Annotated in this window: 14 protein-coding genes and 1 pseudogene; 7 read left to right on the top strand and 8 right to left on the bottom strand. The window is 36.6% G+C overall.

Annotated features, from left to right (window positions below):
* A pseudogene (locus F886_RS09540) lies at positions 1 to 848 on the bottom strand (KGG domain-containing protein); the annotation flags it as partial.
* 474 nt (positions 849 to 1,322) lie between these two features.
* Between F886_RS09540 and F886_RS09535 the strand changes: the two are divergent.
* The gene (locus F886_RS09535; protein ID WP_005304267.1) at positions 1,323 to 1,724 is read left to right on the top strand and encodes a DUF6367 family protein; all 402 of its coding nucleotides are present in this window, start codon (positions 1,323 to 1,325) and stop codon (positions 1,722 to 1,724) included.
* 139 nt (positions 1,725 to 1,863) lie between these two features.
* Positions 1,864 to 2,742: an SDR family oxidoreductase gene (locus F886_RS09530; RefSeq protein WP_005304264.1), complete on the top strand. Its 879-nt coding sequence runs from the start codon at positions 1,864 to 1,866 to the stop codon at positions 2,740 to 2,742.
* 56 nt (positions 2,743 to 2,798) lie between these two features.
* Here F886_RS09530 and katE read toward each other — a convergent pair whose 3' ends face one another.
* Together katE and F886_RS09520 are read right to left on the bottom strand one after the other, a co-directional pair.
* Complete coding sequence (gene katE / locus F886_RS09525) at positions 2,799 to 4,943, bottom strand: catalase HPII (protein WP_081402142.1); 2,145 nt, start codon at positions 4,941 to 4,943, stop codon at positions 2,799 to 2,801.
* 43 nt (positions 4,944 to 4,986) lie between these two features.
* Positions 4,987 to 6,405: an iron-containing redox enzyme family protein gene (locus tag F886_RS09520; RefSeq protein WP_005304259.1), complete on the bottom strand. Its 1,419-nt coding sequence runs from the start codon at positions 6,403 to 6,405 to the stop codon at positions 4,987 to 4,989.
* Positions 6,406 to 6,710: 305 nt separating this feature from the next.
* On the opposite strand from F886_RS09520, the gene F886_RS09515 reads away from it, so the two are divergent.
* From F886_RS09515 to F886_RS09505, 3 genes are all read left to right on the top strand, one after another.
* Positions 6,711 to 7,187, top strand: coding sequence for a CinA family protein (locus F886_RS09515; RefSeq protein WP_005304255.1), 477 nt, complete (start codon positions 6,711 to 6,713; stop codon positions 7,185 to 7,187).
* Between the two features lie 280 nt (positions 7,188 to 7,467).
* A complete protein-coding gene (locus F886_RS09510; RefSeq protein ID WP_005304252.1) occupies positions 7,468 to 7,683 on the top strand; it encodes a hypothetical protein in 216 nt (71 codons plus the stop codon).
* Positions 7,684 to 7,798: 115 nt separating this feature from the next.
* Positions 7,799 to 8,116, top strand: coding sequence for a hypothetical protein (locus F886_RS09505; RefSeq protein ID WP_004793048.1), 318 nt, complete (start codon positions 7,799 to 7,801; stop codon positions 8,114 to 8,116).
* Between the two features lie 90 nt (positions 8,117 to 8,206).
* Here the strand turns inward: F886_RS09505 and F886_RS09500 are convergent, their stop codons facing one another.
* Both F886_RS09500 and F886_RS20355 read right to left on the bottom strand, forming a co-directional pair.
* Positions 8,207 to 8,635 carry a hypothetical protein gene (locus F886_RS09500; protein WP_005304249.1) on the bottom strand — a complete coding sequence of 143 codons (429 nt, stop codon included), beginning with the start codon at positions 8,633 to 8,635 and terminating at the stop codon, positions 8,207 to 8,209.
* Positions 8,636 to 8,901: 266 nt separating this feature from the next.
* Positions 8,902 to 9,048, bottom strand: coding sequence for a hypothetical protein (locus tag F886_RS20355; RefSeq protein ID WP_005304246.1), 147 nt, complete (start codon positions 9,046 to 9,048; stop codon positions 8,902 to 8,904).
* 904 nt (positions 9,049 to 9,952) lie between these two features.
* On the opposite strand from F886_RS20355, the gene F886_RS09495 reads away from it, so the two are divergent.
* Complete coding sequence (locus F886_RS09495) at positions 9,953 to 10,255, top strand: hypothetical protein (protein WP_005304244.1); 303 nt, start codon at positions 9,953 to 9,955, stop codon at positions 10,253 to 10,255.
* Here the strand turns inward: F886_RS09495 and F886_RS09490 are convergent.
* The gene (locus tag F886_RS09490; RefSeq protein ID WP_034591303.1) at positions 10,248 to 11,153 is read right to left on the bottom strand and encodes a LysR family transcriptional regulator; all 906 of its coding nucleotides are present in this window, start codon (positions 11,151 to 11,153) and stop codon (positions 10,248 to 10,250) included. The genes F886_RS09495 and F886_RS09490 overlap by 8 nt on opposite strands.
* A gap of 111 nt (positions 11,154 to 11,264) precedes the next feature.
* Between F886_RS09490 and F886_RS09485 the strand changes: the two genes are divergently transcribed.
* Positions 11,265 to 12,503 (top strand): SGNH/GDSL hydrolase family protein, encoded by a 1,239-nt coding sequence (locus tag F886_RS09485; protein WP_005304239.1) that lies wholly within the window; start codon positions 11,265 to 11,267, stop codon positions 12,501 to 12,503.
* 49 nt (positions 12,504 to 12,552) lie between these two features.
* On the opposite strand, the gene F886_RS09480 is transcribed toward F886_RS09485, so the two are convergent.
* Both F886_RS09480 and F886_RS09475 read right to left on the bottom strand, forming a co-directional pair.
* Positions 12,553 to 13,908, bottom strand: a complete 1,356-nt coding sequence (locus F886_RS09480) for an MFS transporter (protein WP_005304236.1) — start codon at positions 13,906 to 13,908, stop codon at positions 12,553 to 12,555.
* Positions 13,909 to 14,008: 100 nt separating this feature from the next.
* Positions 14,009 to 15,292, bottom strand: coding sequence for a DcaP family trimeric outer membrane transporter (locus F886_RS09475; protein ID WP_085942788.1), 1,284 nt, complete (start codon positions 15,290 to 15,292; stop codon positions 14,009 to 14,011).
* Between the last annotated feature and the right edge of the window lie 258 nt (positions 15,293 to 15,550).

Here is a 15,550-nt window from a genome sequence, read left to right as displayed (position 1 = left end):
TCATCATCGTCATCACGGCTGCGACCGCGTCCTCGACCACCTGAACGGCCACGATCGTCATCATCATCGTCATCACGGCTGCGACCGCGTCCTCGGCCACCTGAACGGCCACGATCGTCATCATCGTCGTCATCACGACTGCGGCCACGGCCTCGACCACCTGAGCGGCTGCCGCGATCGTCATCATCATCGTCGTCATCACGGCTGCGACCGCGTCCTCGGCCACCTGAACGGCCACGATCGTCATCATCGTCGTCATCACGACTGCGGCCACGGCCACCTGAACGGCTACCGCGATCATCGTCATCGTCGTCATCACGACTGCGGCCACGTCCTCGGCCACCTGAACGGCTACCGCGATCGTCATCATCATCGTCGTCATCACGACTGCGACCGCGTCCTCGGCCACCTGAGCGGCTACCGCGATCGTCATCATCGTCGTCATCACGACTGCGGCCACGTCCTCGTCCGCCTGAGCGGCTGCCGCGATCGTCATCATCATCGTCATCACGGCTGCGGCCACGTCCTCGGCCACCTGAGCGGCTACCGCGATCATCGTCATCGTCATCATCGCGGCTACGACCGCTACCACCATTTTTATGGCTTAAGGCACCCGCTTCACGAGCTTCCTCAGATGTAAATTCATGTGCATTACCGCTTGCATGCGCAGCTCGACCAGCTTCACGAGCTTCTTCAGAGGTAAATTCATGCGCATTACCACTGGCATGGGCTGCTCGCCCACCTTTGCTGGCTATTTCTCTAACTCTTTCAGGATCCATACTTGCAAATCCACGATTTGAAGTACCTGTACTATTGTTATCATCATCTTCATATCTAGTATTAGCCATAGTTATATCTTCCTATATTTAATTATAGTCACTACCGCTTTTGATTAACGGATTTAATAAAGATAGAAGATCTATAATATTTTCCTACCGATGCACTGTATCAATCAATTTAAATGTATATAAAATGAAAGATTAAAAATTCTATAACTTTATTATTTAAATAAAGTTTTATACATTCTAATTTTTCTCACATTTTACTTTTTAAATAATTAGCTCACTTATTATTACTTAACTGCACATTACAATATATTTTTACAAACAGATTTAAAATATCTATGCAAACAACAAAACAGCTTAACTATAAACAAAAATTAAAATAATGAAACATACTTACTTAAACAAACACAGAGTAAAACACTTATTTTCAATAAAAAACAATAATATATATCATTACATTTTCAAAAGAAAATTACTTGAGAGATTAATATGAATATTTAAAACTAGTTTTATTAAGGCAATTTGAGTAGTTTAGCCATGCAATTAAAAGATCAAGAGTCAACACTACAATACATTCATATTTCTATCCCAGAAATTTTACTTGGGCATATTAAGTCTAAGAATTCATGGCAAAATTATGACCAAGAATGGAGCTATAGATTAGATCCTCCGCATGCGAGCCATCCCTTCCAAAGAGATTTACATATTATTAAGTCAAAGAATATAGAGCAAGAAGACATAAAATTATTGCTTGACAATATCATTATTAAAAATAATAAAGAGACACAAAATATTGAAGGTGCTAAAAAAATTATTAAAGAAATTTTAGACTTATCCAACAATATACCTATTGAAAACTGGTTAGAAGATACAGGCAATAGATCTATTATTGAAAGTATGATTGATAAGAACAAAATCAAATTAATGGATATTATTTAACTTTTAAATATAAAATATTTTTTTACATCCTTACAAATAAAATAACAAAGACAACTTATTAAAAAATTCATTTTACTCATATTTACGTAGTAACAGCGCACTATTTATAAATTAGATGTTTAACCGAGGTATTTGAAGTATGGAAAACTCAACAAATCAGTATCCAACATCCGCACCTGCACAAGTTCAATCTCATCAACCAGGCGATCAGGAAAAAATGCATCCTGAACCTGAGATTATAAAAAGCTCTCATAAAGGTAGCGATAAGTTAAAAGATAAAGTTGCCGTTATTAGTGGTGGCGATAGTGGTATAGGTCGTTCTGTCGCAGTATTGTTTGCCCGTGAAGGTGCCGATATTGCAATCCTTTATCTTGAAGAAGATGAGGATGCCGAAATCACTAAACAACTTGTTGAAAGAGAAGGACAACATTGCCTTTTATTAAAAGGTGATATTTCTGACCCAGATGTTGCAAAACTCGATATTGATAAAGTTCTACAACATTATGGAAAAATTAATATTTTAGTGAATAACGCTGGCGTGCAATATCAACAAAAGGAAATTGAAAGTATTAGTAATGAGCAATTAGAAAAAACATTTAAAACTAATATTTTTCCAATGTTTTATCTTACTAAAGAAGCTATTCCTTATATGGAAGAAGGCGACAGTATTATTAATACGACCAGTATTACCAGCTATCAAGGCCATGATGAGCTTATTGATTATGCAAGTACCAAAGGTGCGATTACGACTTTTACACGTAGCTTATCAAACAATTTAATGAAACAGAAAAAAGGAATTCGGGTAAATGGTGTTGCACCAGGTCCAATCTGGACCCCATTAATCCCAAGCAGTTTCGATGCAGAAACCGTTAAGGAATTTGGTAAAGACACACCAATGGGAAGAATGGGACAACCAAGTGAAGTTGCACCTGCTTACCTATTCCTTGCTTCAGATGATGCAAGTTATATTACAGGTCAGGTGATTCATGTAAACGGTGGTCAAATCGTAAATGGTTAATCCCTAAGATATAAAAAAGCCCTGAAAGATAAATCTTTCAGGGCTTTTTTTGTTTATTAAGCTGGTACCTGAGCAGCTATTTGTTCTCGTGACCAAACACGATGAGCCATAATCAGTTTTTTGAATTTTTCAGCAATAGGCTGGAATTCATCTTCAACTAAAGTACCTTCATCGGCAACTAAACCTAGCGGTTCAAGCAAATCAGATTTATTACCTAAAAACGCAATTGGCTTTAAATGCTTGTAAGCTTCAAGAACATAGTGGCGCGCTACGCCATCTTGCAGCACGGCATTTAAGTTATCGCCATCAGGAATAATTACCGCATCATAAGCAATTGAAGGTTCAGCCATTTGCATACCATCAGCCACAATAATGTTGTCTTTATGGTCTTTTACTGGAGCCAAGCTCGGCGCTAGTAAATGAACAACTGCACCTTCTTTAATCGCCCAATTTTTAATAGCTTCAAGTGTATCTGACTTCACAAGGTTATGAATAAGTACAGCAACTTTTCGGCCTTGAATATCTTCTGGTGGGAAAGCCAAGAAAGATAATTTAGCCGATTTTTCAACTGCGGTTTTCTTATAATCTAGAGTCAAATCAGGAACTTCAATTCCTAAGTTAGCGCCTACTTGTCGAGCTAAGTCGAGATCGATATTTGCCAAAATTTGTTGAACTTGGCGCTCACGAATGTGTTTTCGTTGTACTTTACTTAATTCAAAAGTATAGGCATCGACCACATGCTTTTGCTCATGAGGCGCAAGGCTCTTGTAGTAAAGGCGCGGTTGTGAAAAATGATCGGAGAAGGTTTCACTTCTTTGACGAAGTTTATGCCCGCTAATTTGTTCAGGATAGCTTTCAAAACCACCATTTGAAGCGGCGGGTGGCGTTTCTGCTGGCCAATCATTATCAATTGAGTTTGGTTGATATGAAGCCTGCCCTTTGTGAATCGTATGTTGGTGGATACCATCACGTTGATTGTTATGGAATGGGCATACCGGTTTATTGATCGGAATTTGATGGAAGTTCGGTCCACCCAAACGACTTAATTGCGTATCGGTATATGAAAATAGGCGTGCTTGTAGAAGTGGGTCATTTGTGAAATCGATTCCTGGCACGATGTGTCCCGGACAGAAAGCCACCTGCTCTGTTTCTGCAAAGAAATTATCTACATTTCTATTTAAAACAAATCGGCCGATTGGAGTCACTGGAACCAACTCTTCAGGAATAATTTTGGTTGGGTCTAATAAATCGAAGTCAAAGTTCATTTCATCTTCTTCTTCGACAATTTGTACACCCAACTCCCATTCAGGATAAACCCCATTCTCAATTGCTTCATAAAGATCTCGACGGTGGAAATCTGGATCTTTACCTGCAAGTTTTTGAGCCTCATCCCACACTAAAGCACTTAAACCTTGTTTAGGGGTCCAGTGGAATTTTACAAAATGAGATTTACCTTGGGCATTAATAAGACGGAATGTATGAACACCAAAGCCTTGAATTGAACGTAGATTACGTGGGATAGCACGGTCCGACATTGCCCAAATTACTGCATGAGCTGACTCAGGAACTAAAGACACAAAATCCCAGAAAGTATCATGGGCAGTTGCCCCTGTTGGCATTTCTGTATCTGGTTCAGGTTTTACCGCATGAACAAAATCTGGAAATTTAATACCATCTTGCACAAAAAATACTGGTGCATTGTTGCCGACTAAATCGAAATTACCTTCTTGGGTATAAAATTTAATCGCAAAACCACGAATATCACGAACGGTATCAGCAGAGCCACGTGGTCCCTGCACTGTTGAGAAACGTACAAAAATTGGAGTTTGAATGCTTGGATCGGTTAAAAATCCCGCTTTTGTTAAGCGCTCATTTCCTTCATACGCTTGAAAGTAACCATGTGCACCTACACCGCGCGCATGAACAATACGTTCGGGAATACGCTCATGGTCAAAATGAGTAATCTTCTCTCTTAAAATAAAGTCTTCTAATAGCGTCGAACCGCGAATACCTGCTCTTAAACTATTCTGGTTATCAGCAATTTTAACGCCTTGGTTTGTGGTTAATGCTTCATTGGTTGCATCGTCTCTGACTGAGTCTAACTGTTCAGTTTTTTGGGTAGTATTGGCTTTATTTGCAGCGTCAGCACCAGCCATTTCACTTGTTTTATTTGTTGATTTAACATTATCAGTCATGTTCATTACCTATGTTTTTAAAGTTAAACGTGGGGTGAGTTAAAAAACTTCAAGAGTTAGTTTTGTTAAAGGAACTTAAATATGGAAAAAGGAGTTCGACGTATTTACGAGTACTCCAAAGTCCAATGCTTTTATGATGTGAATCTGGGGCCAAAAACGGAGTCAGCTTGCATATTTTTATAGCAAGATCATGTGATTTCTGAACACGCTCTTGTAGTGCATCCTGTTCGCCATCGGAAATATAGCTAAAGAGATAATCTTGAATGCGCTGGCTATTCTTTAATTCCCTGCTATAAGCCAAGAAGTTAGAAGAATGATCATTACCAGCAATCCAGTCATGAATAATTTGACGTTCTACAGGATTAAATACCCCAAACATTTTTCCATTTTCTTCATTAATCATTCGCCAGAACACACTCTGTTCAGGGTCGGTATTAAATTTAATCCACTTGTGATCAATAAGATGTGTAACTAGCCCTTTAACGTCTTCTGGATTTGATAACCATTGGTTAATCGTTTTACATCCAAACTGTCTAGTTTCGTTATGAATGAGCTGACCCACGAGCGCTTTTCTTTTTAAAATTTTAAGGACTAAATCTTCAAGATTTAAATTTTTAATAATTTTTGAAGATGAAACACCGTGACCATTAAGCGCAAAACCACGCTTCAATTTATTAAAGAAAAGTTCTTTATCTCTGTATTTATCGTAAATATTTTCTATAACTTTAATTGCTTTATCTGCATGCCCGTTATCAATGTTATCGATAGTAATGTGCAAATTAAAATATTTAGAATCAATACCCAGTTCGGCAAGCTCATAATTACTGATGAGTAGATGCAGTGGCAGTTGCTCATAACCTAAATTAAAGCCGACAATTTCAGGAATGAACTCAGGTGGAGCATAACCAAGCGCCAGCTGAATCACGGCATTATGATAATATTCATCTTCTAATAGCAGATCAAAACTATCGAGTCCCAGACTACGTAGCAAGTCATCATAGATACAGACATGGTTTGCTTTCGGCTCACCTAGTCCCAGCTCTTCCAAATAAGTAATAATGAGGTCATGAAAAACCGGATCATTCCAGTAGTGAACTGAACTATATAGCCATGCACCATCTACTTTTTTAGTTGGAGAAACCTTAATTAAAAATTCGAATGCCTGACCGACATTTTTAAAATACTCTCTCTCCCCCCCGTTTTGTCTACGGTTTAGGTAAGTCTGAAATAATTCACAATTTTGTTTATTATCGTTTTCACACCATTCTTTAACCGTATTTATAGTTGCAGGAAAATCAATTTCCTTCTGATCTATTTTATCAATTTCTTTATTAAGAAAATCTCTTGCTTTCTTTTCTTTTTCAAAACTAGAAATATCAGGATCAAGGAAAAAAACAAATAATTCGTAATAGTTTTGTTGATTATCTTGTAATAAGTCTAATAATCTTTCTTTCACTACAACAGGCATTTCTATTCTCCTTTAGTGAGATATAAATTACCATACTTCAGCTAAACTATAATCCCAGCCTATCTTTGTTATATTACGTTATTAAGAAATAACTCATAATTTTAAAAGTGTTAAATTTCAATTAGATAAAAAATAACACAAAATTACATTCTCACCTTTAGAATTATTTAAACATCTGTTTTTATAAATAATAAATTTTAATTACACTTGAGTTACTTTGAAAATCATAAAGTTTAAAAACTTAACAAAAATAAATTAAAAATAATCTTATAACTAAATTAAAAACAGTTTTAAGGAGAAAACCAATGTTTAATTCATGTTGCAAGTTACTCGCACAAGAAAAAATTAAAATTGCACTTTTTGAAAGTGCTTCGGCTGGCTATTTAGCTTATCGCTTCTCTTTAAGTCCCTACTCAGGTGATATTCTTATTGGAAGCTTAGTCAGCTATGACTTACGTGTCAAAGAAAATACACTTCATATCTCTTCAGAACTTATTGAAAAATATACACCGGAGTCGATGCAAGTCACTGTAGAGATGATCAAAAAAGGCAAAGAACTCCTACATGCCGATCTTTATATTGCCTGCACAGGCCTCTTAAAAAAGGGAGGTTCTGAGACTAAAGAAAAACCAGTAGGCACCTTTTTTTATTCTATTTATTATAAAAATAATTTTTACAACTTTAGACGACTATTTAAAGGCCTACCATGTCTTAAAATTAGACAACTTATTTATTGCATTTCTAAAGATATAGAATACATAATATTAGATAATAAAAAATAAATTCATTTTAATAAAAGATAACATATACACATTTAGAAATGACCATTGCATTTATTTAACACTATTTTGCTCAAATGTAATTTTATCTATCTTCATATTAATTATGTTTAATGATAAAAGTTACATTTTATAGAAATCAATGTTTTATTTAATTTTTAAATTTACAGTTAAATATAGGGTAACACCCGAAGGCTACACATTAAAAATTTTCATGTTTTAATAAACCTATCTGAAGCTCTCAGATAAAACACACATCATAAATGATATGAGGTAATTAAAGATGAGCACTACTAATAATCAAAGCAATCAACGCGATAATCAACAGCAACAACAACAGCAAAATGACAACCGCAACAATCAGCAACAGCCAAACGGCAATCAACAGCAACAAAACAATCAGCAACAACAGCAAAATGACAATCGCCGCCAACAACAAGGCTCGAATCAAAAAGATTCAGGCCAACAAAACTCAAATAACAATAATCAGCAACGCTAATCCGATGCTGACTTAAATGTCATTTGATGCGGTCATTCATTTTATTTAGGAAGGTGCCCTCACCTTCCTAAATTTACCATAAGCATAAAATTAAATAATAGATGAGGAAAAACTGATGACAGATCAAAATAGCGATCACGCACGACTGCCAGCCGGCGACCATAATTATTCTGACACTTATTGGCGCGAAAGTTACCTTACTCGTCCTTATTATCAAGAAGCTCAGCTTACTACTCCCGATCTCGATTATGACCGAGACTTTTCGACAGCCTATGAATTAGGTCATCGTGCACGTGCTGAATCGGAACAAGGCACTCAGTTTGAAGATGTCGAAGGCGGTTTGGAACAAAAGTGGGAAGAACTCAAAGCTGAATCTCGTTTAAAATGGGAACATGCTAAACAAGCAATTAAAGATGCATGGAATGGAAGATAAGTTGTTTTTATAACATTCTCTTTTGGTCCAAAAATTAAGAGCCTATTTCCGATTGGCCCTCGGAAATAGGCTTTTTTTATATGCAACTATTTAACTTTCTTTTTTCTTAAAATATTCAATAATTTCTTCTCCATTATTAACTGGTTTTACTGGAGAAGAATGTGTTTCTTCATAGGCGTAGTCAGGTACAGCAACTTTAGTCTGAATTGGCGGTAATTTTTCTTGTCCGCCTGTAGTAATTCTTTCAATAAAACCTGCAAGCCACAGCACAAATTCTTGTGTATTTTTACTTTTTGGAATAAGGCTTAAATCCAATTTAATTTTAGATTCCTGTAAGGGTTTAATCAGTAAGTCAGCAAAATCAATGTAATTGTATAAAAGCTTAAGCTTTGTCCCCTTAAGCTCATGTCTGAGTTCAATCATCAAATTGTTAAGGTCCTCCATAGGCTCATCGGTAAAGCCTTTTTTCTCTTTAACATTTTGATAGATTTTCTCAGCTATTCTTAAGTACTGGGGCATATCCTTACCTTTATAAAACTCTCATCATTAAAATGAATTTTGGATGAATATAAGTAATTTATTGTGTTTATTTTATTAATTTTTTGAAACTATAATTTAATAGCGAAACAATTCAGTAACAACAAATTATTAAAAAGACAATATTTATCTAATTCATTGATTAATCTTATATTTTCATATAATTATCTTTTTTATTATGTTACATATTTTATAGAAATTAACGATAAGAAAACTCACATAGAAGTGAGTTTTCTTAGATGAAATAATTATGAGTTTTTATCCATTTGTTGAGGAACAGTTGGATCATTAGAGCCATGTGTTCCATCATCATCTGTTGAATGTCGATCTTGGCAAGCACTCATACCCATCGCGATTGCAAATACCATACTCACAGCACAAAAAATTCTTAACATTTAGATCACCCTGATTAATCTTAAGATGTAAGCTTATGAATAACATTATCTTCTGTTGACCTACCGCAGTGGTTCTCTTAACTTTTGTAGATTATGCAAGCTTTTGTAAAAATCAAAATTAAATAAATGATCAAAAAATATCATTCTTGCAATTGATATTTTAATTAAATTTTGGCATTAGCTAATTAATTCAGATTATCATATTCATGAAAGTAAAATTATTCATCCTTTCCGAGTTTGTGTCTTATTAAGTCAATGATTACAAACAATATATAAATTAACAATTAATAAATATTTGATATATAAACATTAAAACTCAATTATAAAGATTAGGTATAATAATTAATCAAACCTTTAAATACCAAATAATCAGTTATTTTATTAATCAAAATTTAAAAATATTAATATTTGTTTATATAAACCAATCTTTTATTTTTGCAATTGACCGGCTTTAACACTCAGCTTATGATGCTCCCGCTGACCTATTTTGTCAGTCGGTTTTAGCAGACCGTCTACCTAAGAGCACTAAAAACACGTTTTTTGGTGTGGAGCCCCTCGTGCCTTTGACGGAGGAACGGGAGTGGGACACCTTCGGGTGTGCTGGTTTCTTAGGTATCAGTCTGCTAACCCTCTTTCGTTTCACCACCATAATTAATAGCAGTGATTGGGCGTAACTTCTTTTATCAAGGAGTCTCTAATGACTATTATTTTATATCATTTTATTTTTCTTCATCTTTATTATCTTATCGTTCAGCTTAAAACACTTTTAAAGAATTCCTACCATCTTTTCACCTATCCAAACTTTTATCTTTATACGGAAAAAATCTCAAGATTAAACGCCAATTAAAGATTAGAACATCTCTATACCAAATCGAACGATAACAACAACCAACTAAGAGCAATTATGATGTTTTTTTTATATCGTATTGTTTTAATGAGCATCCTATTAATAAGTTCTATAAGTTTATTAGGTTGCAGATCTATCAGTAAAAATGAATTTAACAGACATTGTGTTTGGGCAGGACGCGCACTTTCACAATGTAATTGTATTTATAACTCTTTAGAAGAACATTATTCGCCACAATTTGTAGAAAACTTACCTAAAGTAAGCTTACAAAATATTGATGCGGATATGCACTTTGTGGAAACGATGAATGAAACCATGCACCAATGTCAGTTAAGTGCCAGAAAAAACTTAATTAACTAACCTTTGCCTGCTCTACCAAGAAATCTAAAAATGCCCTTACGCGTTTAGGGACATATTTGTCATGTCCTATCCAAACAGCATGAAATTCTTCAGAAGAATTGATATTCCAGTCTTCAAGAATTTTAACCAATAGTTTTTGCTCTAGCGTTTTTCGAACTTGGAATTCATTAAGCTGTGCAACGCCAACACCTGCAAGCGCTAATTGTAAGATTGCTTCTCCATGATTTACTCTCAGGACTTGAGTAGGTGCAAGTGTGATTTCTTGCTCATCTTTTTTAAACAACCATGTTTTATTCTGACGCTGATAACTTACATCTAAAAGCTGATGTTCATAAAGCTCTTCTGGGTGCTGCGGACAACCATACTTTTCAATATATGCAGGTGAACAGACATAATGTTTCTGCGTGCTTCCGAGTGAGCGAGCAACCAAATTTGAGCTTTTTAAAGGCCCTGTCCGAATTGCAACATCAATCCGTTGCTCAACTAAATTAATGACTTCATCACTCAAATGAGCCTCTAATTCAATTTGTGGATAGCACTCGTTAAATCGAGAAATACAAGGCAATAAAAAATGCGTCCAATATGAAAGACTGGTATGAACTCTAATTCGCCCTTGCGGCATGTGATTTGCAGTAACTGATTGCTCTAGTTCATCTAAGTTATTGAGTATATGAATGCCTTGCTCATAAAACTGACATCCTTCACTGGTAAGCTGAAACTGGCGTGTTGAACGGTTAAGCAATCTAACGCCAAGTCTTTTTTCCAACCGAGAAATTAACTTACTGACCGCAGACGGCGTCATGTCACAAGCTCTTGCAACGGCAGAGAAACTCCCAAGCTCGACCACTCGAATAAAAATTGCCAACTCGCCAGACCGATTAATATCAAAATATGACATAACAAAAGCCATTTATGAATTTCATTCACAAATCTTATTCCGCTTATGTCGCTATAACAAGCCAGCAATTTGTTTCAAGATAACTTTAATTCGTTTTAAAGAGTTCACGAGATGAAACTTTATCAACCCGCCCTATTCTCTCTCGTTTTATTTACGAGCTTTGCACAAGCAGAAGTACAAAAGAGCCAATGGATTACCACTTGGGCAGCCAGCCCCCAAAAAGTCTGGAATAAAGATTTCGTTTTCCCGACCAATATTCCAGAGCAAATATCTAATCAGACCATCAAACAAATCAGCCAAATTAGTTTAGGTGGTGAAGCTGTTAGGCTCGTTTTTACCAATCAATATGGGGATCAACCGTTATCTATTGATAAAACAACTGTGGGACTAATCAAAGGACAAAGTCTAAAAGCTAAGAGTACTTATCCTGTTTATTTTTCTGGGAAACTTAAAGCACAAATTTTACCTGGCAAACAACTGATTAGTGATCCAATCCAATTACCAGTTCCCGATCATGCACAGTTAATGGTAAATACCTTTATTCAAAAGCCGACTACATTTAAAACTTTTCATTGGGATGCGAAACAAACCAGTTGGATTATTGCTGGCAATCAGACCGCGAACTTAAATACGCCCAGCAGTGCCAAAACAACAACTGCACGGTTATTATTATCGGCTATTGAAGTAAAACCGAAACGTAAAGCACACGTTGTTGCGGTCATTGGAGACTCCATTACTGACGGCGCAACTGCAACTTTAGATGCAAATACGAGATGGACTGACTTTTTAGCTAAGCGCGTATCGCCACATCAAGTGGCTGTCATTAATAGTGGAATTTCAGGAAATCGGTTACTTACAGACGGTATGGGTGACAGTGCTTTAAAACGTTTAAACAGTGAAGTGTTTCAATACTCAGGTGTTAAAACTTTAATTGTTTTAGTTGGTATTAATGATATTTCATGGCCCGGTACAGCTTTTGCACCTAAACAACAAATACCGTCGTTTGAAACCTTAACTGAAGGTTATAAACGTGTTGTAAAGGAAGCTCATGAGCAAGGTATTCAAGTGATTGGGGCGACGTTACTTCCCTTTTCAGGCGCTTTACCTAATACACCTTTAGATAACTATTATCAGCCTAACAAAGATGAATTACGCCAGCGTATTAATCACTGGATGAGAACCAGTAAAACATTTGATGGGGTTCTTGATCTTGAGCAAGGCTTAAAAGATTCAAAACATTCTGACCGATTAAATCCAATTTATGATTCTGGAGATCATTTACATCCTAATGATCGCGGGAATCAACAAATGGCAAATCTGGTTGATTTAAACCAGCTAGTTAACAAATAAAACGTCCAGATACAGGTAGGAATTTGTTTCCTACCTGTATCCATATGGATTAATTACCCTCTAACTCGGCGGTAAGTTTTGAAGTAATCGGCTGTTTTTCAGCTGCGTAACGTCTTAAAACCATGACGGCGAAAAGCGCTAAAATTGCAGGGATTGCGATCATCACAAAATTCATTTTATGTGGCAATTCTAAACCCAATAACAAGCCCGTTAAGATTGGACCAACAATTGCCCCAATTCGACCAACACCAGAGGCACAGCCAATCCCAGTAGAACGCACACTTAATGGATAATATTGTGCAACATAACTATAAAGCAGAATTGAGGTCCCAATCGTTGCAGCTCCTGCAACGGTCACCAAACCATATAAAACATAGGCTGGTGACTTAAAGCCTAAACCGATTAATGCTAAAACTCCTGCCAGTAACATTCCCATAATTACCGGTTTTAAATGGAATTTATCAGACAAAATACCTCCACCAATTGAACCGATCATTGCGCCAACATTTAGAGCAAGCAAGAATAAAATACTCTTTCCGAGTGAATACCCTGCTGCCAGCATGAGTTTTGGTAACCAGCTACTTAAGGCATACACCATGAGTAAGCACATGAAAAATACGAGCCAGAACATGAGTGTATTGAAGGCACGGCCTTGTTGAAATAATCCCTTTACAGAACTGCCTGTTGGAACATTATCTTCATTAAGCACTAATTGCGTATGGGTTGTTAGTGTTTGTTCAGGTGAAATTTTTTGAATAATTTTATGTGCCTGTTCAGTTTTATCTGTTTTAACTAAAAAAGTTAATGACTCAGGTAAAAACTTCCAAATGACAGGTAATAAAAATAGTGGAATACCAGCAATTAAAAACATAATTTGCCACCCCTGACTTTCAACCAAATAACTACCAATTAAGGCCGAAAGAATTCCCCCAATCGCATAACCACTAAACATGGTCCCCACCAGCGTACTTCTTATACGTTTAGGTGCATATTCTGATGTAAGTGCAACTAAATTTGGCATGACCCCACCAATACCTAGCCCCGCCAAGAACCGAAGTACCCCAAACTCAAGTGGGCTTGATGCAAAAGCACCTAAAAAGGTAAAACCACTAAAAAGAGTGACACAAATTAAAATCACATTTTTACGGCCTATTTTGTCTGCCAAAGTTCCAAAGAACATTGCCCCAAACATCATTCCGCATAATGCTGTACTTGCTAACATCCCCGCTTGTACAGCTGTTAACGACCACTCTTGCATGAGCAAAGGCAGTACAACGCCATAAATCACCAGATCATAACCATCAAAAACAATAATTAATAAACACCAAAGCAAAATGCTCCAGTGAAAAGGGGTAAATCGGGCCTGATCAATAACTTCATTTACATTTAATTTAGATGTTGTCATTTACTCACCTCCTCTGTGAGATAAATTCATATTTAATTTTTTAAAACGACATATTGCACCCTAAAGAAAAAACAGATTATTCAAGGTCTTGTTGAATAAATTAAAAGTCATAACTCGCCATCATATTGAAGCGGTTATCAATCCCGTTACGGCCATCAAAAGTTTCTCGTTCGCCATAAACATATTCGACGCCCAAGGTAATTGGTTTGTATGGGTTATAAAGTGCATTCACCCAGCCCTGCCAAAGCTCTTTATTTTGGGTGGTGCTATTACGTTGTAATTCAGCAAAACGGTTATCATCTTTGGCTTTCATATAGCCATAAGCTAAGGTTGAACGAATTTGTGGCGTAAATTGATGAGTAATACCGAAAGAAACGGTATCAAATTCATTGCTATGCATATTATTTTGATCATCTATCGCATAGCCGCTATTACTCCATAGCAAGAAACGCCCATCTCCTTTGACATGGTAGTAATCGGCTTTGAGTAATGTGTCAGGCGTAATTTGATATTTACCTCCGAAGCCCACACCCCAAGCGACTTGCTCATCATTATTAGTTCTTTTTTCGGCAACTAAACTACGGGCAGATAACATCGAACCATTGGCAAATTTATGATTTAAGCGTCCTACCAAAGCTGGTAAGCGCATTTTATTGTCAGGGTCAGTTGTCGCAGTATATTTCGGGTCTTCCACACTGACTGCAAAACTGGTATTTGCCGTAATGTTATCGCTGTATCGAACCAACGGCGATCTTAATAATGCACTGCCTACAAATGTGCCTGCATCAATCGTTTCCGGATAATATTCAGGTGCGATAAATGTTGACCACGTTTGACCAATGAGCCATTTATCAAACGTTAAATAAGCATGGCGTATCCGAAACTGATCCCGAGTAGCAGCCCCAAAGAAGTCCATTTCAAGTTTCCCGCCCACATCACCCGCAGCAGTTGGGGTTTTAAAATTCAACCCGAAACGTGTCACATTAACGGTACTGTGTAATTGGTCCTTCTGGGCAGATTCTTCTGGGGTATTTTCGAGTGGAACCCCACTAATATTGTTATACATGGTAGATGCCCCCTTCATTTGATAAGAAGCATCTGCCCGTATATAACCGTATAAATTAAATTCTGCGCCAGACTTAGTTAACACTTGTTTTGTAGGCTGAGCAGCTTGGGGCGTTGCAGAAGTTGCTAGCTCTACTCTTTGTTGCGATAAAGATTTCTGAGCTTGCATGTTGGCTTGTAGCATAGCCCGTAGTTCTTTTACTTCTTGGCGAAGTTGTTCTATTTCAGGATCTGTTTGACCTGCAAAAGCAGAAGACACAAACAGGGTCACAGAAACTGCCAATAGGCTTTTTTGAACCGTTGTATTTAAAGCATTTATCATAAAACTTTCCTTTTTTGATCTTTAATTAGACTTAAAGATCTCGACATCCTTTTTGTTATATACCTATCTAAAACAGGCTCTTAAACATCAGACTTTCTTCCTCTAGAAAGTCTTCCTCATATTTTTTAGACAAAACCTCCCTTAAGCAGCATTGAGGCCACTTTTTAATGTGTTATAGGTAAAGCTAGTTCTTCTAATTTTTTCGTTTTTTTATATTCTCATCCTCATTGAGAATATTTAGGTGTTAAGACAATA

It is taken from the genome of Acinetobacter sp. NIPH 542, assembly GCF_000369825.1.
Taxonomy (GTDB): Bacteria; Pseudomonadota; Gammaproteobacteria; order Pseudomonadales; family Moraxellaceae; genus Acinetobacter; species Acinetobacter oleivorans.
The sequence above is the reverse complement of the archived record's forward strand: the minus strand, read 5'-3'. Positions and strand labels throughout refer to the sequence as shown.

Excerpts from the sequence above, each read along its gene's own strand:
- F886_RS09490 (WP_034591303.1), bottom strand. The coding sequence starts at position 11,153 with ATGTCATATTTTGATATTAATCGGTCTGGCGAGTTGGCAATTTTTATT.
- F886_RS20355 (WP_005304246.1), bottom strand. The coding sequence starts at position 9,048 with ATGTTAAGAATTTTTTGTGCTGTGAGTATGGTATTTGCAATCGCGATG.
- F886_RS09510 (WP_005304252.1), top strand. The coding sequence starts at position 7,468 with ATGAGCACTACTAATAATCAAAGCAATCAACGCGATAATCAACAGCAA.
- F886_RS09495 (WP_005304244.1), top strand. The coding sequence starts at position 9,953 with ATGATGTTTTTTTTATATCGTATTGTTTTAATGAGCATCCTATTAATA.
- F886_RS09505 (WP_004793048.1), top strand. The coding sequence starts at position 7,799 with ATGACAGATCAAAATAGCGATCACGCACGACTGCCAGCCGGCGACCAT.
- katE (WP_081402142.1), bottom strand. The coding sequence starts at position 4,943 with ATGAACATGACTGATAATGTTAAATCAACAAATAAAACAAGTGAAATG.
- F886_RS09515 (WP_005304255.1), top strand. The coding sequence starts at position 6,711 with ATGTTTAATTCATGTTGCAAGTTACTCGCACAAGAAAAAATTAAAATT.
- F886_RS09530 (WP_005304264.1), top strand. The coding sequence starts at position 1,864 with ATGGAAAACTCAACAAATCAGTATCCAACATCCGCACCTGCACAAGTT.
- F886_RS09480 (WP_005304236.1), bottom strand. The coding sequence starts at position 13,908 with ATGACAACATCTAAATTAAATGTAAATGAAGTTATTGATCAGGCCCGA.
- F886_RS09520 (WP_005304259.1), bottom strand. The coding sequence starts at position 6,405 with ATGCCTGTTGTAGTGAAAGAAAGATTATTAGACTTATTACAAGATAAT.
- F886_RS09535 (WP_005304267.1), top strand. The coding sequence starts at position 1,323 with ATGCAATTAAAAGATCAAGAGTCAACACTACAATACATTCATATTTCT.
- F886_RS09485 (WP_005304239.1), top strand. The coding sequence starts at position 11,265 with ATGAAACTTTATCAACCCGCCCTATTCTCTCTCGTTTTATTTACGAGC.
- F886_RS09500 (WP_005304249.1), bottom strand. The coding sequence starts at position 8,635 with ATGCCCCAGTACTTAAGAATAGCTGAGAAAATCTATCAAAATGTTAAA.